This is a genomic window from Luteimonas salinilitoris (genome assembly GCF_041300785.1).
GTDB classification, from domain to species: Bacteria; Pseudomonadota; Gammaproteobacteria; order Xanthomonadales; family Xanthomonadaceae; genus Luteimonas; species Luteimonas salinilitoris.
Window position 1 is genome coordinate 796,214 of sequence record NZ_JBFWIB010000001.1, and the last position, 19,627, is coordinate 815,840.

The 19,627-nt window shown below is 68.4% G+C and carries 13 protein-coding genes, 7 tRNA genes and 1 pseudogene; 12 read left to right on the forward strand and 9 right to left on the reverse strand.

Going from position 1 to position 19,627, the window contains the following annotated elements; genetic code table 11:
• Positions 1–5: 5 nt before the first annotated feature.
• The 3 genes from phoR to AB5T46_RS03300 all read right to left on the reverse strand — a co-directional run bounded on the left by phoR (position 6) and on the right by AB5T46_RS03300 (position 4,215).
• On the reverse strand, positions 6–1,358 hold the full coding sequence (gene phoR, locus AB5T46_RS03290) for a phosphate regulon sensor histidine kinase PhoR (RefSeq protein ID WP_370562399.1): 1,353 nt from the start codon (positions 1,356–1,358) through the stop codon (positions 6–8).
• A gap of 159 nt (positions 1,359–1,517) precedes the next feature.
• Positions 1,518–2,207 (reverse strand): phosphate regulon transcriptional regulator PhoB, encoded by a 690-nt coding sequence (gene phoB / locus AB5T46_RS03295; protein WP_370562400.1) that lies wholly within the window; start codon positions 2,205–2,207, stop codon positions 1,518–1,520.
• Positions 2,208–2,565: 358 nt separating this feature from the next.
• On the reverse strand, positions 2,566–4,215 hold the full coding sequence (locus tag AB5T46_RS03300; protein ID WP_370562448.1) for a M48 family metalloprotease: 1,650 nt from the start codon (positions 4,213–4,215) through the stop codon (positions 2,566–2,568).
• Between the two features lie 197 nt (positions 4,216–4,412).
• Between AB5T46_RS03300 and grxC the strand changes: the two genes are divergently transcribed.
• The 3 genes and pseudogenes from grxC to AB5T46_RS03315 all read left to right on the forward strand — a co-directional run bounded on the left by grxC (position 4,413) and on the right by AB5T46_RS03315 (position 6,479).
• Complete coding sequence (grxC, locus tag AB5T46_RS03305) at positions 4,413–4,703, forward strand: glutaredoxin 3 (RefSeq protein ID WP_370562401.1); 291 nt, start codon at positions 4,413–4,415, stop codon at positions 4,701–4,703.
• A gap of 286 nt (positions 4,704–4,989) precedes the next feature.
• Positions 4,990–5,282 (forward strand): annotated as a pseudogene (locus tag AB5T46_RS03310) (carboxymuconolactone decarboxylase family protein); the annotation flags it as partial.
• Positions 5,283–5,471: 189 nt separating this feature from the next.
• Complete coding sequence (locus AB5T46_RS03315) at positions 5,472–6,479, forward strand: isocitrate dehydrogenase (RefSeq protein ID WP_370562402.1); 1,008 nt, start codon at positions 5,472–5,474, stop codon at positions 6,477–6,479.
• A 120-nt stretch (positions 6,480–6,599) separates the two neighbouring features.
• On the opposite strand, the gene AB5T46_RS03320 is transcribed toward AB5T46_RS03315, so the two are convergent.
• The 5 genes from AB5T46_RS03320 to AB5T46_RS03340 all read right to left on the reverse strand — a co-directional run bounded on the left by AB5T46_RS03320 (position 6,600) and on the right by AB5T46_RS03340 (position 7,400).
• A tRNA-Leu gene (locus tag AB5T46_RS03320) sits at positions 6,600–6,685 on the reverse strand.
• A gap of 153 nt (positions 6,686–6,838) precedes the next feature.
• Positions 6,839–6,914, reverse strand: a tRNA-Lys gene (locus AB5T46_RS03325).
• 71 nt (positions 6,915–6,985) lie between these two features.
• Positions 6,986–7,062: transfer RNA gene (locus AB5T46_RS03330), tRNA-His, on the reverse strand.
• A gap of 153 nt (positions 7,063–7,215) precedes the next feature.
• A tRNA-Arg gene (locus AB5T46_RS03335) sits at positions 7,216–7,292 on the reverse strand.
• Between the two features lie 31 nt (positions 7,293–7,323).
• Positions 7,324–7,400 (reverse strand) — tRNA-Pro (locus AB5T46_RS03340).
• Positions 7,401–7,577: 177 nt separating this feature from the next.
• Between AB5T46_RS03340 and AB5T46_RS03345 the strand changes: the two genes are divergently transcribed.
• Positions 7,578–8,339 (forward strand): Bax inhibitor-1/YccA family protein, encoded by a 762-nt coding sequence (locus AB5T46_RS03345; RefSeq protein ID WP_370562403.1) that lies wholly within the window; start codon positions 7,578–7,580, stop codon positions 8,337–8,339.
• Positions 8,340–8,682: 343 nt separating this feature from the next.
• Here the strand turns inward: AB5T46_RS03345 and AB5T46_RS03350 are convergent, their stop codons facing one another.
• Positions 8,683–10,014 carry a Na+/H+ antiporter NhaC family protein gene (locus AB5T46_RS03350; protein WP_370562404.1) on the reverse strand — a complete coding sequence of 444 codons (1,332 nt, stop codon included), beginning with the start codon at positions 10,012–10,014 and terminating at the stop codon, positions 8,683–8,685.
• A 468-nt stretch (positions 10,015–10,482) separates the two neighbouring features.
• On the opposite strand from AB5T46_RS03350, the gene tig reads away from it, so the two are divergent.
• The 8 genes from tig (at position 10,483) to AB5T46_RS03390 (ending at position 19,576) form a co-directional block, all read left to right on the forward strand.
• Positions 10,483–11,784 (forward strand): trigger factor, encoded by a 1,302-nt coding sequence (gene tig, locus AB5T46_RS03355; protein ID WP_370562405.1) that lies wholly within the window; start codon positions 10,483–10,485, stop codon positions 11,782–11,784.
• Positions 11,785–11,853: 69 nt separating this feature from the next.
• Positions 11,854–12,483, forward strand: coding sequence for an ATP-dependent Clp endopeptidase proteolytic subunit ClpP (clpP, locus tag AB5T46_RS03360; protein ID WP_370562407.1), 630 nt, complete (start codon positions 11,854–11,856; stop codon positions 12,481–12,483).
• 199 nt (positions 12,484–12,682) lie between these two features.
• The gene (gene clpX / locus AB5T46_RS03365; protein ID WP_370562408.1) at positions 12,683–13,969 is read left to right on the forward strand and encodes an ATP-dependent Clp protease ATP-binding subunit ClpX; all 1,287 of its coding nucleotides are present in this window, start codon (positions 12,683–12,685) and stop codon (positions 13,967–13,969) included.
• A 314-nt stretch (positions 13,970–14,283) separates the two neighbouring features.
• Positions 14,284–16,707 carry an endopeptidase La gene (lon, locus tag AB5T46_RS03370; protein ID WP_370562409.1) on the forward strand — a complete coding sequence of 808 codons (2,424 nt, stop codon included), beginning with the start codon at positions 14,284–14,286 and terminating at the stop codon, positions 16,705–16,707.
• 206 nt (positions 16,708–16,913) lie between these two features.
• Entirely contained in the window at positions 16,914–17,186 is a 273-nt protein-coding gene (locus AB5T46_RS03375) for an HU family DNA-binding protein (RefSeq protein ID WP_149194125.1), read from the forward strand.
• Positions 17,187–17,198: 12 nt separating this feature from the next.
• Positions 17,199–17,273, forward strand: a tRNA-Val gene (locus tag AB5T46_RS03380).
• Between the two features lie 25 nt (positions 17,274–17,298).
• Positions 17,299–17,375, forward strand: a tRNA-Asp gene (locus tag AB5T46_RS03385).
• A gap of 221 nt (positions 17,376–17,596) precedes the next feature.
• Positions 17,597–19,576, forward strand: a complete 1,980-nt coding sequence (locus tag AB5T46_RS03390) for a peptidyl-prolyl cis-trans isomerase (protein ID WP_370562410.1) — start codon at positions 17,597–17,599, stop codon at positions 19,574–19,576.
• Positions 19,577–19,627 lie beyond the last annotated feature (51 nt).

Genomic DNA, 19,627 nt, shown 5'->3' on the forward strand with positions numbered 1-19,627 from the left:
TGTGTCTAGCCGATGGATTGTTTGTGCGTGCGCTCACGCCCGGCTCCGATGTTGTCGCCGTCGCGCGGATGCGCGCGGTCGGCGGAGAAATGGCAGGTGAAGGTGCTGCCGCGTCCGACTTCGCTCTCGATCTCCAGGCGCGCCTGGTGCAGCTGCAGCACGTGCTTGACGATCGCCAGCCCGAGTCCGGTGCCGCCGAGCTCGCGCGAGCGGCTGGTCGAGACGCGGTAGAAGCGCTCGGTGATGCGCGGCAGGTGCGCGGCCGGGATGCCGTAGCCGCTGTCGGTGACCGAGAGCGCCACACCGCCGTCGGCGCGTGCGAAGCGGATGACGATGCTGCCGCCCGCCGGGGTGTAGCGTACCGCGTTCGCGACCAGGTTGGAGAACGCGCTGTGCAGCTCCCGGGTCGAGCCCCAGAGGTCCAGCGCCGCCCGGTCGTCGATCGTGACGGTATGGCGGCCCTGGCTCAGCGCCTCGGCCTCGCGCTTGAGCGTGGCGAGCATCGATCCCATGCCCACGCTCTCGTCGCTGATCGTGTCCTGCGCTTCGAGCCGCGACAGCGTCAGCAGGTCCTCGACCAGCTGCGTCATGCGCTGCGACTGGCGCCGCATCTCCTCCAGGATCGGCGCCCACTCCGGCTGTTCGGTCGGATCGAGCATGTCGAGATAGCCGTGCACCACCGTCAGCGGCGTGCGCAGCTCGTGCGAGACGTTGGCGACGAAATCGCGCCGCACCTGTTCCAGGTGCATGATCTTGCTGACGTCGCGCGCGACCAGCAGCCAGAGCTCCTCGGAATAGGGGATCAGGCGCATGCTCAGGCGCATCGCCGGGTCGAGCGGCGAGGGGACGTCCAGCAGCGGTTCGGCGTGGCGGCCGCTGGCCAGCCAGTGCGCGATCGGCAGCGGTCGCAGGCGATCGCCGAGCGAGGCGCCGAGATCGCCCGGGTACTGCAGTCCGAGCAGGCCGGAAGAGGCCTCGTTGAACCACTGCACGCGCTGGCTGTTGCGCTCCAGCACGATCACCGCATCGGGCAGCGCGGCGGCGGCGGCGCGATAGGCGCGCAGCATTTCCACCAGGCGCCGCTTGCGGCTGCGGGTGTCGTCCTGGCTGCGGTGCAGCAGGCGGTCGAGTTCGTTCCACACCCCGTTGCCGTCCGCGGGCGGGATGCGCTGGCGCGAGGTCAGCCGCAACAGCACCCGGCGCAGCCGCCAGTAATGCCAGGCGACCACGCCCAGCGCCGCCGCCGTCAACACCGGCCACGCCTGCCCGATCAGCAACCCGGCTGCCAGCGCGCCGAGCAGGATCAGGGCGAGCAGGCCGAGGGTCTTGGTCCAGGCGGAGCGGGCGCGGGGAGGCATGGTCAGCAGTGGGAATCGGGAATGGGAAATGGGGAATCGGCAAAGCAGATCATAAGCATCCTGTCATTCACTCGCGTCGATGCCGACCGAGATCAGGGCGACAGGTCGCCAGCGAGTGCGTTTTCGATTCCCGACTCCCGATTCCCTATTCCCGGCTCCTCACATCGACGCCGAAAAACGATAGCCCGCCCCGCGTACCGTCTGCACCATCCCGTCCAGCCGCACCGGCTCGAGCGTCTTGCGCAGGCGGCGGATGTGCACGTCGACGGTGCGTTCCTCGACGTAGACGCTGCCGCCCCAGACGTGATCGAGCAGCTGCGAGCGCGAGTAGACGCGTTCGGGATGGGTCATGAAGAAATGCAGCAGGCGGTATTCGGTGGGACCGATGTTGACCGGCTCCTCGCCGGCGAAGACCCGGTGCGCGGCGCCGTCGATGCGCAGCCCGCCGACGTTGATGCTGCCGTCCTCGTCGTCCTCGCGCGAGCGGCGCATCACCGCGCGGATGCGCGCCAGAAGCTCGCGCGCCGAGAACGGCTTGACGACGTAGTCGTCGACGCCCGCTTCCAGGCCGCCGACCCGGTCGTTTTCCTCGCCGCGCGCGGTGAGCATGATGATCGGCACCTCGCGGGTGAGCTCCTCGCGGCGCCAGCGCCGGGCCAGGTCGAGCCCGCTGGTGCCGGGGAGCATCCAGTCGAGCAGGATCAGGTCGGGTACGCGGTCGGCGATCGCCGACTGCGCCTCGCGCGCGTCCGCGGCGTGGGCCGGCTCGAAGTCGCCCTTGCGCAACGCGAACGCGACCATCTCGCGGATGGCGGGTTCGTCGTCGACGATCAGGATCCGTTTCTGCATGTCGCTCGCCTGTGGCCGTTGATGGCATTAGACGACAGATTTGTGACTTATATATGACATACGGCGTGAAGATCGCGGCGGACTCGCCGCCGCAGGCCATCCAAGGCCTGCTATCCGCATTCCCCGGCCCGGGCGCCGCATCGACGATTCGATTTCGTGGGCTTGGTCCTCGGTCACCGAGGTCACCGATGGCGGCGCGTGCTCGCGCGCCGAACGCCTGTGGGAGTGGCGGCGGCATGCCGCCGCCGGGAAGTCGCGACCAGATGGCGGTGCGCCGGCGAACGATCGGCTGTCGCGACTTCCGTCGCTCCCACCAGAGCAGCTTGCGGGGAACGAAACGAACTCCGTTCTGCAGCGGTCACCGCCGCCGCAGATCCTCGTCCCGGATGCCCTGGCGGCGCAATTCGAGCACCGTAGGAGTGATCGCGGCGATGCGCGCGTCGATCCGGGCGCGGGCGTAGTAGTCGAGGTCGTCGCGCTTCTTCAGGGTATTGAGCTGGACCAGGGCCTGTTCCGCACGGCCGCTGAGGAAGGCGGCCTCGGCGTACGCCTCGCCGGCACGCACCGGATCGCCGGCGATTTCGCTGATGCGAGCAAAAGTGCGCTGGAACAGCGGGTCGTCGGCGGCCGAGCGCAGCAGCGGGCGCAGCAGTTCCTGGGCACGACGTCCGGCCTCCGGCGTGTTGCGCTCGGCCAGCACGCCGGCGTAGGTGAGTGCGACCGCGCGGTGTTCGGGCATGCGCTGCAGCAGCGCTTCGAAACGGGCGTCGGCTTCGGCGTTGCGGCCGGACCGCGCCTCGGCCTCCGCCAAGCCGAGGGTCAGCCAGATATCGCCCGGATAGTCCTGCAGCAGCGCCGCGAACTGGTTGGCGGCCGCGGCGCCCTCGCCGGCGCGCAGCCGCGCCAGCGCCAGTCCGTAACGTTTGGCGTCGTCGAAGTCGCCGGCGCGGCGCATGCGCTCGTACTCGCGGATGGCGGCGCCGATGGTGTTGGCGCTGAGCACCCGCATGCGCTCGCGCGCCCAGCCGAACTCGGTGCTGTCGCCGTAGCCGAGGCCGGCGGCCGAGACCCGCAACGAGCCGGGCAGCAGCGGATTGAAGGTGCCGGAGGGAACCTGTGCCACGGCCGCGCCGCCCGGCACGGCGATCCGCTCGGTGCGGGTGGCCTCCGGGGTCGAGGTGGTCGCCAGCACGCTGCTGCCGCTGCCGCGCAGCTGTTCGGCGCGCTGCCGCGCCTCGCTGATGCGGGTGGTGGTGACCGGGTGGGTCCGCAGGTAGTCCGGGGCCCGCTCGCGTTCGCCGCCCTGGTTGGTGCGCGAGGCGGCCTGCATGCGTTCGAACATGTCGGCCATGCCGTCGACGTCGAAGCCGCTGCGCGCGAGCGTGCGCATGCCGAGGCGGTCGGCCTCCGATTCGTTGGAGCGCGTGTAGTCGATCTGGCGTTGGATCGCCAGTCCCTGCGCCGAGGCGATCGCCGCCATCGCCGCGTTTCCGGACGAACTGCTGTCGCTGCTGGACGCCACCGCGATCGCGCCCAGCATCGCCAGCAGGATCGGGATGCTGTCGCGCTGCGCGCGCTCTGCGCCGCGCAGCACGTGGTTCTGGGTGACATGGGCGATCTCGTGCGACAGCACCGCGGCCACCTCGTCCTCGGTCTCGGCGGTCAGCACCAGGCCGACGTTGAGCCCGACATAGCCGCCGAGCGTGGCGAACGCGTTGATGCTGCGGTCCTTCATCATGAAGAAGGTGAAGGACTGCCGCGGCTGGTCGCTGGACGCCGCCAGCCGGTTGCCGGTCGCGCGCAGCCACTGGTCCACCAGCGGATCCTCGAGCACCATGTCGTAGTGCCGCAACTGCGCCAGCAGCATCTGCCCGTACTCGCTCTGCTGCGACGGGCTGAGGACGGTGCCGGCGGACGAGCCGATATCGGGCAACCGGCTGTCCTGCGCCGCGGCATGGCTGCCGGCGACGGCGAGGCAGAGGGCGGCGGCAAACAGGAACGTGCGCATTGCGATTCGCGGCAGGGCGGGCAGGCGCAGCATGCCGGGCACGGACGCGGGCGGCGTGAATCCGGCGTTAATCCTCATCGATCCTCGTCGTCGACGCACGCTTGCGTCGCTGTGTTGCGGTGGCGGGCTGGAAATGCCGCCGGGGCGGACCCACACTCTAGGACAATCACGAACGTGGCAAGTTTCCGGAGATCCGCTTGAACGCCCCCGCAGATCGGGCCGATGCGCCCGAAATCACCCTCTACACCAGCGCCGTGTGCGGCTATTGCGTAGCCGCGAAGAACTTCCTGAAGAGCCGCGGGCTGGAGTGGAAGGAGGTCAGGATCGACCTCGACGCGCAGGCGCGCGAGCACATGGTCGCGCAGGCCCGGCGCACCAGCGTGCCGCAGATATTCATCGGCGATACCCACGTCGGCGGCTACGACGACCTGGTGGCGCTGCACCGTTCCGGCCGGCTGGAGCCCCTGCTGTCTGGCGACCGCGCGTGAGCGCGGGCGACGCCGAGGACGACCGCATCCGCGAGTTCACCGCGTTCCGCCAGCGCATGAACGAACGCATCCTGGCGGAGCCGAACTAGGGCCTGTTAACGCTTCCCGAGCAGGTCGCGTTGCGCCGCATGGCGGCCACTGCGGCGCAACCCAAAGGGCCGGGCCTGAGGCTGCGCGGGGCGGCGTCATCACTCAGTTGCGTATCGACATACGCGCCTTCGTTCTTCCTTGCCCCGCACACCCTCAGGCCCGGTGCGACCTGCTCGGGAAGCGCTAACAGGCCCTAGTGGTGCGGCGGTTCTTCGCGCTCGATACCCAGGCCTACCAGGCCGGCGCGCTCGACGTGAAGACCAAGGAGCTGCTGGGCCTGGTCGCCTTGCTGGTGCTGCGCTGCGACGATTGCATCGGCTATCACGTCGCCCAGTGCCGCGAGGCCGGGGTGGACCGCGACGAGATGTTCGAGGCGTTCTCGGTCGGCCTGGTCGTCGGTGGGTCGATCGTGATCCCGCACCTGCGCCGCGCGGTCGACTTCCTCGACCGGCTGGAGCGCCAGTGCCGGGGTCGCACGATCACGGCTGATTTTCCGCCTCCGGCGGAGCGGGGTTCGCCGGCATGAAGGCCGCCGAACGGCGCGCCTTCCCGGGGCGCCGCCGGCCGCCGCGCGGCCTCCTGTCCTGCAGGACAAGGCCGCTTCCGGCATAATCGCGCATCTCTTTCGACCCGGCGCCGCGCCTGTGCGCGGCGTCTTTCTGCACGGAAAACCCCCACATGACCCAGACGATCACGGTCATCCGCGGCGACGGCATCGGCCCGGAGATCATGGATGCGACCCTGCACGTGCTCGACAGCATGCAGCTCGGCCTGCGCTACGAGGACGCCGACGCCGGCCTGATGGCACTGGAGAAGCACGGCGAACTGCTGCCGGCGACGACCCTGGAGTCGATCCGCAGGAACGGCATCGCGCTCAAGAGCCCGTTGACCACGCCGGTGGGCGAGGGTTTCAGCTCGATCAACGTGGCGCTGCGCCGGCACTTCGACCTGTACGCCAACGTGCGCCCCGCGAAGTCGTTTCCGAACACCAAGTCGCGGTTTCCCGACGGCATCGACCTGATCACCGTGCGCGAGAACACCGAGGGCGCCTACATCGGCGAGGGCCAGTCGATCACCGAGGACGGCGAGACCGCCACCCTGATGCAGAAGGTCACCCGCAAGGGGTCCGAGCGCATCGTCCGCTACGCCTTCGACCTGGCGCGCCGCACCGGCCGCAAGAAGATCACGGTGGTGCACAAGGCCAACATCCTCAAGACCACCTCGGGCCTGTTCCTGAAGGTGGCGCGAGAGGTGGCGGCGCAGTATCCCGAAATCGAGTGCAACGAGATGATCGTCGACAACACCTGCATGCAGCTGGTGATGCGGCCCGAGCAGTTCGACGTCATCGTCACCACCAACCTGTTCGGCGACATCATCTCCGACCTGTGCGCCGGCCTGGTCGGCGGCCTGGGGCTGGCGCCCGGCGCCAACATCGGCGCGGACGCGGCGATCTTCGAGGCGGTGCACGGCACCGCGCCGGACATCGCCGGCCAGGGCCTGGCGAACCCGTGCGCGCTGATCCTGGGCGCAGGGCAGATGCTGGACCATCTGGGCAAGCCGGACGAGGCGGCCCGTCTGCGCAAGGCGGTCGTCGCCACGCTGGAGGCGAAGGATTCGCTGACGCCGGACCTGGGTGGCAGCGGCAACACGATGTCGTTCGCCAAGGCGATCGCCGGCCGGCTCTGAGGCGATCGGCTAGGCAAGGACCCCGGCCCAGGCATCGGAAGAACACACGTAGAGCCGAGCTTGCTCGGCTGCGTGGGCTCCGGAGCCCGGGCAGCGGAGCAAGCTCCGCTCTACGGAAACTGGTGCGAAAGCCGGGACTCGAACCCGGACGGGGGTTACCCGCTGGAACCTAAATCCAGTGCGTCTACCAATTCCGCCACTTTCGCATTGCCCGCCGGTTCATTCTACAAGCGGCGTGTCCCGTGGGCGCGTGCCGTACCCGGGCCCGCAGCGCGCCGGCATCGCGCGCTCCGGCGGGCGTTCCCGGTGAGTCTGTCCGGCAACGAAAAACGCCCGGCAAGCCGGGCGTCCGTCGGAACTGGTGGGCCGTCAAGGATTCGAACCTTGGACCTACTGATTAAGAGTCAGCTGCTCTACCAACTGAGCTAACGGCCCGGGAAATCGGCCGCATAGTCTAGCAAAACTACGCGGGCTGGCAATCGGCGGAAGCCGGTCGCCGGGAAAAATGGGGTGGACGAGGGGACTCGAACCCCCGACATCCGGAATCACAATCCGGGACTCTAACCAACTGAGCTACGTCCACCATTTGAAACCTGCGCGAGACGCCCTTCCAAGGGCTTCTCGCTCGGCATCCTGCCTCGACCTGCATTCAAAAGCGAATACGGGCCATTCACTACCACCGCGCGTGAGGACGCGTTCATCGTCGGCCTCACGTTGAGTACAACCTGGCCTGGCATGGCGCGCCCGGCAGGACTCGAACCTGCAACCACCGGCTTAGAAGGCCGGTGCTCTATCCGGTTGAGCTACGGGCGCCCGGCCGGAATTGTCGCACCGATCGCCGGACTGGTCGGGGTAGAGGGATTCGAACCCCCGACATCCTGCTCCCAAAGCAGGCGCGCTACCAGACTGCGCTATACCCCGCCGACGTCGAACGGTCCGTTTCCTTCCGTGCCGAGCCCGGAGGGCCGTTCATTGTCCGGAGCGCCCGCGCCGCTGTCAACGAACCGCTCCCGCACGGGCGCACGCCGGCCGCGGGACGGTTCAGGCGCGCCGTTCGCGTGTATCCTTCAGCCAATCGCCATATCTCGGGGGAACCCAATGCGCAGCGGCAATCCGGCACTCAAGGACTCGACCTTCCTGGACCTCGGCAGCGGCACCGTCGTCTCCCGCCCCGGCGAGGTGATGACCCTCAACGGCACCGTCAACAAGACCGGTGTCCTGCTGCTGCTGACCGTGCTCACCGCGGCCTTCGCCTGGTCGCAGGTGGAGTTCGGCGTGGATGGACGCCCACAGCCGGGATTCGGCATGTACCTGTGGGGCGGCGCCATCGGCGGCCTGGTCATCGCCCTGGTCACGATCTTCAAGAAGCAGTGGGCGCCGGTGACCGCGCCACTGTACGCGCTGGTGGAAGGGTTCTTCCTCGGCGCGATCTCGGCGATGTACAACAACCTGTACGAAGGCATCGTGATACAGGCGGTGATGCTCACCTTCGGCACGCTGTTCGCGTTGCTGTTCGCCTATCGCAGCGGCCTGATCAAGGCCACCGAGAACTTCAAGCTCGGCGTGGTCGCGGCCACCGGCGGCATCTTCCTGGTGTACATGGCGACGATCGTGCTGCGCATGTTCGGCATCGACATGCCGATGATCCACGACAACGGCATCGTCGGGATCGGCTTCAGCCTGTTCGTGATCGTGATCGCGGCGCTCAACCTGGTGCTGGATTTCGACTTCATCGAGACGGGCGTCGAGCAGGGCGCGCCGAAGTACATGGAGTGGTACGGCGCGTTCGGCCTGATCGTCACCCTGGTCTGGCTGTACATCGAGTTCCTGCGCTTGCTGGCAAAGCTGCAGTCGCGCTGATCCGTCCGGCCTCCGCCGGAGCAGAAAAGGGCGCCTCGGCGCCCTTTTTTGTTCTTCTCCGGACTATACGGAGATCCGATGCCTTCCTACCTGTCAGCAGCGGCCTGGCGGCCGGGGAGTCGCGGCAAGCGCGCCATGGATGGCGCGCGCCCGAGTCAGGGCAGGATGCCCTGACCGAGGGAAAAGCGATTCCCCGGCCGTCAGGCCGCTGCGTCCGTCCGAAGCCCGCACATCTCTCCTCCAAACCTGGGACCAGCCCCCAACCAGGCGAAGAACCTCTTGGTTTTCGTTCTCAAGGGTGAGCAGGTTCCCTCCCGCCAAGGGTTCAGCGCCGGCGCGGCAATCAGCCGGCATGATCCGCCCCGGTGTCCGTCGGCGCCGTCGCTCGCGCCGGCCACAGCATGAAGCCTACGGCGACCGCGCCCAGGATCCAGTTGTAGTGGATGCGGCCTGCCAGCTGCAGCGGCGACAGGGTCGCCAACGAGGCGGCCAGCAGGATCTGCGCCCCGTACGGCAGCACGCCCTGCACCACGCAGGCGAAGATGTCGAGCAGGCTGGCGGCGCGCCGCGGCGTCACCGCGTGTCGCTCGGCGATCTCCCTGGCCACCGGGCCGCTGACCAGGATGGCCACGGTGTTGTTGGCGGTGAAGGCGTCCGAACCGGCCGCCAGCGCGGCGATGCCGAACTCGCCGGCGCGCCTGCCGCGGCGCCCGCCGGCCATGCGCGCGATCTGCCGCGCGATCCAGTCCAGCCCGCCCAGTGCCTGGGTCAGTGCCGCCAGCCCGCCGATCAGCAGCGACAGCAGCATGATCTCGACCATGCTCTCGTAGCCGAGATAGACGTCGCCGGCGAAGCGCGGCAGGTCGTAGGCCGGCGCCAGCGCGAAGCCGAAGGCGCCGGCAATCACGATCCCGATTCCCAGTACCAGCACCACGTTGACGCCGGCCACGGCCAGCACCAGCACCACGAGGTACGGCAGTGCCAGCCAGGGCGAAGCCGACCCGGGCGCCTGCACCGGTGCGCTGTCCCCGAGCACTGCCAGCAGCACCACGGTCGCCAGCGCCGCCGGCAGCGCGAAGCGCACGTTCTCGCGGAACTTGTCGCGCATGCTCACGCCCTGGCTGCGGGTTGCGGCGATGGTGGTGTCGGAGATGATCGACAGGTTGTCGCCGAACATCGCGCCGCCGACCACTGCCCCGACCACCAGCGCGGGGTCCATGCCGGCGGCTTCGGCGACCCCGAGCGCGATCGGGGTCACCGCCGCGATCGTGCCCATCGAGGTGCCTACCGACAGCGCCACGAAGCCGGCCACCAGGAACAGGCCCGGCAGCACCAACGCCGCCGGCAGCACGCCCAGGCCCAACGAAACCACGGCGTCGACCGCGCCGATCTGCTGCGATACCGTCGCGAACGCGCCGGCCAGCAGGAACACCAGGCACATCAGCACCACGTTGGGATGGCCCATGCCGGCCAGCAGCGTATCCAGCGCGGGCACGCCCCGGCGCCGCGCCAGCCACGCCGCCAGCGCCAGCCCCGGCAGGATCGCCACCGGCGCCCGCAGCTGGTAGAAGCCCATTTCCACGCCCTGCGCGGTGTAGTACACGCCGGTGCCCAGAAACAGCGCCAGGAACAACAGCAGGGGAATCAGCGCGACGGCGCTGGCACGGTCAGGCATGGATCACCGCGGGACGGGAGGTCGGGGCCGATTCTGCGGCCTGGCCGCGTCGGCGTCAGCCTCGCATATGCAGGACAGCGGCCCGAGGCAGCCGGGACGCCGCCCCGGCGGGGGGCATCGCCCGGGCGCGTCGGGCGCGGCTCACGCGCGAACCGGCATGGCTCGCCGCCGCGCCAGGAGCGGCGGGGCCGAAAGATTCCGGGTCGGGCAGGCAAGCGACCTGCGCGCCCGGTGCAGGTCGCGGCGCTCCGGCCGCGCCGGGCGGTCGGATCCCGTCGTCCGGCCTGAACCGCGGAAGCCTCCTTCGATCCCGCGCCGGTCGCCGCCACTGTGGCGGCGGCCCCGCGAATCCGCCACAATATCCAGTTCCGCCGGACCCCAAGGCTGCCTGGCCGCCCCGGGGAACTGCGGTTCGACATCCCTACAAGACGACACCCCCGGCGGCAGGCCGTGGTGGCAGGAGTGGTTATGCAAGTTTCGGTCGAATCCGTGGGCGCGCTCGAGCGCCGGATGACGTTCCAGCTTCCGGCCGAGCGCCTGGAGACCGGCGTCGGTGGACGCCTGCGCGAGATCGCGCGCACCGCCCGGATCAAGGGCTTCCGCCCCGGCAAGGTGCCGGCGAAGGTGATCGAGCAGCGCTACGGCGAGCAGGTCCGCGCCGAGGTCCTCGACCGCCTGCTGCGCGAAGGCTTCGACGAGGCCGTGCGCGAGAACGAGTTGCGCCTGGCCGGCGCGCCGCGGATCGAGCCCAGCCAGGGCGACGACGACCTGGCCTATGTCGCCACCTTCGAGGTGGTGCCGGACTTCGGCGAGATCGACGTCTCCAAGCTGACCGTCGTCCGCCATGCCGCGGAGGTGGCCGACGAGGACATCGACCGCATGATCGAGAACCTGCGCCTGCAGCGTCGCACCTGGAGCGCGGTCACGCGCCCGGCGCAGGAAGGCGACGCGCTCGACATCGAGACCTGGTCGCAGATCGGCGACGAGCGCCTGCCGGCCGAGGGCGCCGAGAAGGGCACCCCGGTGCTCGGCACCGGTTCGATGCTGCCGGCGCTGGAAGCGGCGCTCGTCGGCATGCAGGCGGACGAGGAAAAGACCGTCGAAGTCGAGTTCCCGGCCAACTGGCGGGTGCCGCAGCTGGCGGGCAAGCAGGCCCAGGTGCACATCAAGGTCGAACGCGTGTCCGAGCCGGTGCTGCCGGAGGTGGACGCGGCCTTCATCAAGAGCTTCGGCGTGAAGAGCGGCGAGCCGGAGCAGTTCCGCAGCGAGATCCGCACCAACCTCGAGCGCGAGCTCAGGGGCGCGCTGATGAACCGGCTGCGGCGCGAGGTCGGCGAGCAGCTGGTGGCGACCTGGTCCAGTGTCGAGCTGCCGCCGCGCCTGGTGGAGAACGAGGCCAGGGCGATGACCCAGCAGGCCGTCGAGCAGTCGCGCCGCCAGGGCCGCAAGGTGGAGCTGCCCGCCGACGCCCACCAGCAGTTCATGGAGCCGGCGCGCAAGCGGGTCCTGGTCGGCCTGCTGGTCGGCGAGATCGCACGCGCGCACAAGCTGCAGCTCGATCCGAAGCGGCTGAACGAGACCCTGCGCCTGATCGCCTCGACCTACGAGGAGCCGGACCAGGTCATTGAGTTGTACCGCAACGATCCCCAGTTGATGTCGGGACTGCAGAACCGGGTGATGGAGGAGCAGGTGATCGACTGGATCGCCGAGCGCGCCCAGCACACCGAGAAGCAGCTCAGCTTCCAGGAGGCGATCGCGCCGCAGCAGTAGCGGCGCGCCGGCCACGATCCGGCCCGCGGGCCGGCGTCCAACACACACATCACAGCCCGGACAAAATTCATGAGCAGCATTCCGACCAAGGCACTCAACCTCGTCCCGATGGTGGTCGAACAGACCAGCCGCGGCGAACGCGCCTACGACATCTACTCGCGGCTGCTCAAGGAGCGGGTGATCTTCCTGGTCGGCGGGATCGACGACCACGTCGCCAACGTGATCATCGCCCAGCTGCTGTTCCTCGAGGCCGAGAACCCCGAGAAGGACATCAACCTGTACATCAACTCGCCGGGCGGCGTGGTCACCGCCGGCATGGCGATCTACGACACCATGCAGTTCATCAAGCCGGACGTGAGCACCATCTGCGTCGGCCAGGCGGCGAGCATGGGTGCGCTGCTGCTGGCGGCCGGCGCCAAGGGCAAGCGCTACGCGCTGCCCAACTCGCGGATGATGATCCACCAGCCGCTTGGCGGCTTCCAGGGCCAGGCCACCGACATCGACATCCACGCGCGCGAGATCCTGGCGCTGCGCCAGCGCCTGAACGAGATCCTCTCCAGCCACACCGGCCAGAGCCTGGACACGATTGCCGCGGACACCGAGCGCGACAACTTCAAGGGCGCCGAGGCGGCGTGCGAGTACGGACTGGTCGACGAGGTCCTGGAGCGGCGTCCGGAAGAGTCGATCCAACCGGCTTGACCTGCGTCCGCACGACAACGGCGCGACAGGCGCCACCCCGGGGCCCGCGGGCCTGCCGTCGGGCACCGCGGGCGCCGCGTAACCCCTTGGTGGCGCGAGGGTTTCCGCGCCTCGGTCGGGCGCTGGCGCGGCGCCATCCCTATGCTATTCTCGAACCGAATCCCGTCTCCGGCGGGCGGCACCACCTGGTAACCGACGCATGAGCAAAGATTCACAGGGCCGTTCCGGCGACAGCAACAAGATCCTGTACTGCTCTTTCTGCGGAAAGAGCCAGCATGAGGTGCGCAAGCTGATCGCCGGTCCAAGCGTGTTCATCTGCGATGAATGCGTCGAGCTGTGCAACGACATCATCCGCGAGGAACTCGAGGAGAAGGCGCAGTCGGCACGCAGCTCGCTGCCCAAGCCCAAGGAGATCCTCGAGGTCCTCGAGCAGTACGTGATTGGCCAGCAGCGCGCCAAGCGCACGCTGGCGGTGGCCGTGTACAACCACTACAAGCGCATCGAGAGCCGGCAGAAGAGCGACGACATCGAGCTGGCCAAGTCCAACATCCTGCTGGTCGGCCCGACCGGATCGGGCAAGACGCTGCTGGCCGAGACCCTTGCGCGGCTGCTCAACGTGCCGTTCACCATCGCCGACGCGACGACGCTGACCGAAGCGGGCTACGTCGGCGAGGACGTCGAGAACATCATCCAGAAGCTGCTGCAGAAGTGCGACTACGACGTCGAGAAGGCGCAGCAGGGCATCGTCTACATCGACGAGATCGACAAGATCTCGCGCAAGTCCGAGAACCCGTCGATCACCCGCGACGTGTCCGGCGAAGGCGTGCAGCAGGCGCTGCTCAAGCTGATCGAGGGCACCATGGCCAGCGTGCCGCCGCAGGGCGGGCGCAAGCATCCGCAGCAGGAGTTCCTGCAGGTCGACACCGGCAACATCCTGTTCATCGTCGGCGGCGCGTTCGCCGGGCTGGAAAAGATCATCCAGCAGCGCAGCACCGAGGCCGGCGGCATCGGATTCGGCGCCAAGCTCAAGAGCAGCGAGCGCAAGACCGAGACCGGCAAGGTGCTGGCCGAGGTCGAGCCCGAGGACCTGATCAAGTTCGGCCTGATCCCCGAGTTCGTCGGCCGCCTGCCGGTGGTCGCCACGCTCGAGGAGCTGGACGAGGCGGCGCTGATCAAGATCCTCACCGAGCCGAAGAACGCGATCACCAAGCAGTTCCGCAAGCTGTTCGAGATGGAAGGCGTGGAGCTGGAGTTCCGCGAGGATGCGCTGGCGGCGATCGCGCGCAAGGCGATCAAGCGCAAGACCGGCGCCCGCGGCCTGCGCACCATCGTCGAGGCGGTGCTGCTCGACACCATGTACGACCTGCCGTCGCTGGAGAACGTCAGCAAGGTGGTGGTCGACGAGTCGGTGATCGAGCACAAGTCCGAGCCCTATCTGATCTACCAGACGCCGCCGGCCCCGGCCAAGGTTGCATCCGGAGAGTGAGCGGCGTCGCGGCGGACGGCACCGCCGTCCGTCAGGCCGCCAGCGCCGGCTGTCGTCGCGCCGGCGGGGCCGCCAGACACCGGCATGCGGCCCGCGCGCGCACCTCCCGCCTGAATGCACGCTTCCGGGCGCATCGCTTTCTTCGCGCCTCGTCGACGTATCGGGCCTAAGTCGCTGATTCCGTGCGCCGCCGCAGCGCGGCGACATTCGCGGCACGCTGCGTCCGCTTGCATCGCCCGCACGATAACCCCATAAGAGGGGCGAGCCGGCACCATCCTGCCGGTCTGTCCGACCCCACGTTTTCCGGAGCCGCGATGACCCGTTCGACCGCAATCGAAACCCTCGACCTGCCGGTGCTGCCGCTACGCGACGTCGTGGTGTTTCCGCACATGGTGATCCCCCTGTTCGTCGGCCGCGAGAAGTCGATCCGCGCCCTCGACCTGGCGATGGAATCGGACAAGCGCATCCTGCTGGTCGCCCAGAAATCGGCCGAGACCGACGATCCCGGTGCCGGGGAGCTTTACGAGGTCGGCACGCTCGCCCAGGTGCTGCAGCTGCTCAAGCTGCCGGACGGCACCATCAAGGTGCTGGTGGAAGGCGTGTCGCGCGTGCGCGTCGACGGCATAGTCGAGCGCGACGGCACCCTGGCCGGCCAGGGAACGGTGATCGAATCGTCCGAAGGCCGCGACACGCGCGAGATCGAGGCGGTCGCGCGCTCGCTGATGGGATTGTTCGAGCAGTACGTCAAGACCAGCCGCAAGCTGCCGCCGGAGCTGCTGCAGACGCTGGCCGGCATCGACGAGCCCAGCCGCCTGGCCGACACCATCGCCGCGCACCTGGGCGTGCGCCTGGCCGACAAGCAGCGCCTGCTGGAGACCATCGAGACCGGCGACCGCCTGGAACTGCTGGTCGGCTTCGTCGACGGCGAGATCGACGTGCAGCAGATGGAGAAGCGCATCCGCGGCCGGGTCAAGTCGCAGATGGAGAAATCGCAGCGCGAGTACTACCTCAACGAGCAGATGAAGGCGATCCAGAAGGAGCTGGGCGAGATCGACGAGGCGCCCAACGACCTCGAGGAGATCGCGCGCAAGATCGCCGAGGCCGGCATGCCCAAGCCGGTCGAGACCAAGGCCAAGAACGAGTTCAACAAGCTCAAGCAGATGTCGCCGATGTCGGCCGAGGCCGCGGTGGTGCGCAACTATCTCGAATGGCTGCTCGGCGTGCCGTGGAAGAAGCGCAGCAAGGTGCGCAAGGACCTCAAGGCCGCGCAGGACGTGCTCGACGCCGACCACTACGGCCTGGAGAAGGTCAAGGACCGGATCCTCGAGTACCTGGCGGTGCAGACGCGCGTGAAGCAGATGAAGGGCGCGATCCTGTGCCTGGTCGGCCCGCCCGGCGTCGGCAAGACGTCGCTCGGCCAGTCGATCGCAAGGGCCACCAACCGCAAGTTCGTGCGCATGTCGCTCGGCGGCGTGCGCGACGAGGCCGAGATTCGCGGCCATCGCCGCACCTACGTCGGGTCGATGCCCGGCCGCATCGTGCAGAACCTCAACAAGGCCGGCAGCCGCAACCCGCTGTTCATGCTCGACGAGATCGACAAGATGTCGATGGACTTCCGCGGCGATCCGTCCTCGGCGCTGCTGGAGGTGCTGGATCCGGAGCAGAACAACGCCTTCAACGACCATTACCTGGAGGTCGACCTCGACCTGTCCGAGGTGATGTTCATCGCCACCTCGAACTCGCTCAACATCCCCGGTCCGCTGCTCGATCGCATGGAGGTGATCCGGATCCCCGGCTATACCGAGGAAGAAAAGCTCAACATCGCCACCCGTTACCTGATGGCCAAGCAGCTCAGGGCCAACGGGCTGAAGGCGGATGAGCTGAAGATCGGCGAGGGCGCGATCCGCGACATCGTGCGCTACTACACGCGCGAGTCCGGCGTGCGCAACCTCGAGCGCGAGATCGCCAAGATCTGCCGCAAGGTGGTCAAGGAGATCGCGCTGGCGGGCCCGCAAGCGAAGAAGGCCAAAGCGGTCAGCGTCACCTCCAGGAACCTGGACAAGTACCTCGGCGTGCGCCGCTACGACTTCGGCCGCGCCGAGCAGGACAACGAGATCGGCATGGTCACCGGCCTCGCCTGGACCGAGGTCGGCGGCGACCTGCTGCAGATCGAGGTCACCCAGATCCCCGGCAAGGGCAACCTGATCCTCACCGGCCAGCTCGGCGACGTGATGAAGGAGTCGGCGTCGGCTGCGCATTCGGTGGTCCGCGCCCGCAGCGAGCAGCTCGGCATCGACATCGAAAGCCTGCAGAAGCACGACGTCCACGTCCATGTCCCCGACGGCGCCACGCCCAAGGATGGTCCAAGCGCCGGCGCCGCCATGGCGACCGCGCTGGTATCGATGCTGACCCGGATTCCCGTGCGCGCCGACGTGGCGATGACCGGCGAGATCACCCTGCGCGGGCGCGTCACCGCGATCGGCGGGCTGAAGGAGAAGCTGCTGGCGGCGATGCGCGGCGGCATCCGCACCGTGATCATCCCCGAGGAGAACCGCAAGGACCTCGCCGATATTCCGAAATCGGTCACCCAGCAGATCCGGATCGTGCCGGTGAAATGGATCGACGAGGTCCTCGACCTGGCGCTCGAACGGCCGCTCGCGCCGCAGGCCAAGCAGGAGCTCGAAGAGGTGATCGGCAAGACAAGGAAGCCTTCGGCCCAGGCCGGCGTGAAGCATTGACAGCGGCTTCGCAGATACACTAACTGCTTGAAAATCGGCGTGGTTATGCGATTTTTCGGTTGCGTGGGGTAGGGGCCACTGGTATAACGGACGCAAATCGCGACGCGCAGTTCCCGCTGCGCGTCGTTCTTCGAGTCGACCGGACGAGTCCCGTCATCCGATCGCCCTTTTATTCGCGGCTCGGGGCCGCATGGGAGTTACGAAAAATGAAGAAAAGCGACCTGAACGAGAAAGTTGCCGACAAGTGCGGCCTTTCCAAGGCTGATGCCACCGCCGCCGTCGATACCGTGTTCGATGCCATCGCCCAGGCGCTGGGCCAGGGCGACAGCGTCGCCATCGCCGGCTTCGGCAGTTTCGAGGTTCGCGAGCGCGCCGCCCGCACCGGACGCAATCCGCGTACCGGCGAGGAGATCCAGATCCCCGCCGCAAAGAATCCTGCGTTCAAGGCTGGCAAGGCGTTGAAGGACGCTGTAAACTAATCGGCTCCGTTCGGGTGCTTAGCTCAGCGGTAGAGCGTCGCCCTTACAAGGCGAGGGTCGGGGGTTCGAAACCCTCAGCACCCACCACGCCAAGGTTGCAAAGGTTCAACGCGGAGCGGTAGTTCAGTTGGTTAGAATGCTGGCCTGTCACGCCGGAGGTCGCGGGTTCGAGTCCCGTCCGCTCCGCCAGATCCAGAAGAGGGCACCGGAAACGGTGCCCTCTTTTTTTTGGGGCCTCCCCATTGAGTGGCGAGTGCCGAGCTTGGAGGATGCGAGGGCTTCGGACGGACGTCGCCAGCTGCCGAAGCACGGAATTCCAACGACCATCCACGGCGATGCCGCCGCGCCGCTCCTGTGCGCCACGGACAATCCGGTTAAACTGCGCGGCTACGTCCACGGCCAGTCCCACGATGCTGCAAGCCCTCAGAGACAAAATGACCGGCTGGATCGCGATCGTCATCGTGATCCTGCTGGCGATTCCGTTCGCCTTCTTCGGCATGGAGCAGTACCTGTTCCAGAGCGGCCCCAACTACGCGGCCAAGGTCGAATCGCCGCCTTCGTGGTGGCGCGGCGCGCCGGACCTGTGGCCGGTCCGCAAGTTGTTCTGGGACGAGGAGGAAGTGAGCCCGGAGGATTTCCGCAGGGCGTTCGAGCAGGAGCGCCAGCAGCGCCGCGAGCAACAGGGCGACGGGTTCGATGCGCTCGCGTTCGAGACCCTGGAGTCGCGCCGCGAAGTGCTGGAGAGCCTGGTGGACCAGGCCGTGCTGCGCCTGGCCGCGCGCAACCATGACGTGGCCATCGGCGACGTGCAGGTGCGGCAGCAGATCGAGCAGTTTCCCGCGTTCCAGGTCGACGGTCAGTTCGATCCACAGCGCTACCAGCTCGCGCTGCAGTCCCAGGTGCCGGCGCGCAGCCCGCAGCAGTTCCAGGAACTGATCCGCGAGAGCCTGCAGCAGTCGCTGATGCCGTCCCAGCTCGCGCAGTCGGCGTTCGTCACCCCGACCCAGGTCGATCGCCTGCTGGTGCTGCTGGGCGAGCGCCGCGACGTTTCGTTCGCGGTGTTGCCGCCGCCCGCGCCGGATACCGGCGCTGTGGACGACGACGAGATCCAGGCCTGGTACCAGGCGCACGCCGGCGACTATCGTGCGCCGGAGACGGTCGCGATCGAGTACATCGAGATCGACGGCAGCCAGCTGCAGGCGGACGAGGAAGTCGACGAGGCCGCGTTGCGCGAGCGCTATGAGCAGGAGCGTTCGCGTTTCGCACAGGCCGAACAGCGCCTCGCCTCGCACATCCTGATCGAGGTGCCGGCCGATGCCGACGCCGCCACGCAGCAGGCCGCCGAGGCGCAGGCCGCGAAGCTGGCGGAACAGGCGCAGGCGGAAGGCGCCGACTTCGCGACGCTGGCGCGCGAGCATTCCGACGACATCGGCTCCAGCGACGCCGGCGGCGACCTGGGCTGGGTCGAGCCGGGGATGATGGTGGAGGCGTTCGAACAGGCCCTGTTCGCGATGGAGCCGGGCGAGGTCCGCGGGCCGGTCCGGACCGAATTCGGCTGGCACGTGCTGCAGCTGCGCGAGGTGAAGGGCGGCGAGGAGACTCCGTTCGAGGAGGTCCGCGACCAGTTGGCCGTGGAACTCGCCGAAGGCGAGCGCGAACGCGCCTTCAGCGAACTGCTCGGCCGGGTGGTCGACCAGGCCTACCGCAGTCCGAATTCGCTCGCGCCGGCCGCCGCCGAAGGCGGCTTGACGGTGCGCACGGCCGGTCCCTTCGCGCGCGGCGAGGGCAGTGGGATCGCCGCCGAGCCGGCGGTGCAGCGCGCGGCGTTCAGCCAAAGCCTGATCGAGGACGGGACCGTCAGCGATCCGATCGAGATCGGGCCGAACCACAACGTGCTGATCCGCGTGAGCAGCCACACGCCCGAGCGCGCCCTGCCCCTGGCGGAGGTGCGTGAGCGCGTGATCGAAGCGATCCGCTCCGATCGCGCCGACAAGCGCGCGCAGGCCGATGCCGATGCCCTGGTGGCGGAGATCGCGGCGGGTGCCGGGCTGGATGCCGTTGCCGCCAGGCGCGAATTGCCGGTGCAGGACGTGCCGGCGGTGCCGCGCGGCGCGCCGATCCCGCATCCGGACGCTGTCGAGGCCTACTTTGCCGCCGAGCCGCCCGAAGAAGGCAAGGCCACGCCCGGGGAGGTGGCGCTGGACGACGGCAGCATCGTGGTGTTCGCGGTGACTGCGGTGACGCCGGGCGACCCGGAAGAGGCGAGCGCGCAGGAACGCGAACTGCTGCAGCAACAGCTGGCCACGCTGTCCGGCAACGACGCCGCCGCGGCCTTGCTGCGGGCGTTGCGCGAAGGCATGAAGATCACCGTGGTCGAGGCGCAGCTCTAGGGCTTGTTAACGCTTCCCGAGCAGGTCGCGTTGCGCCGCAGTGGCCGCCAG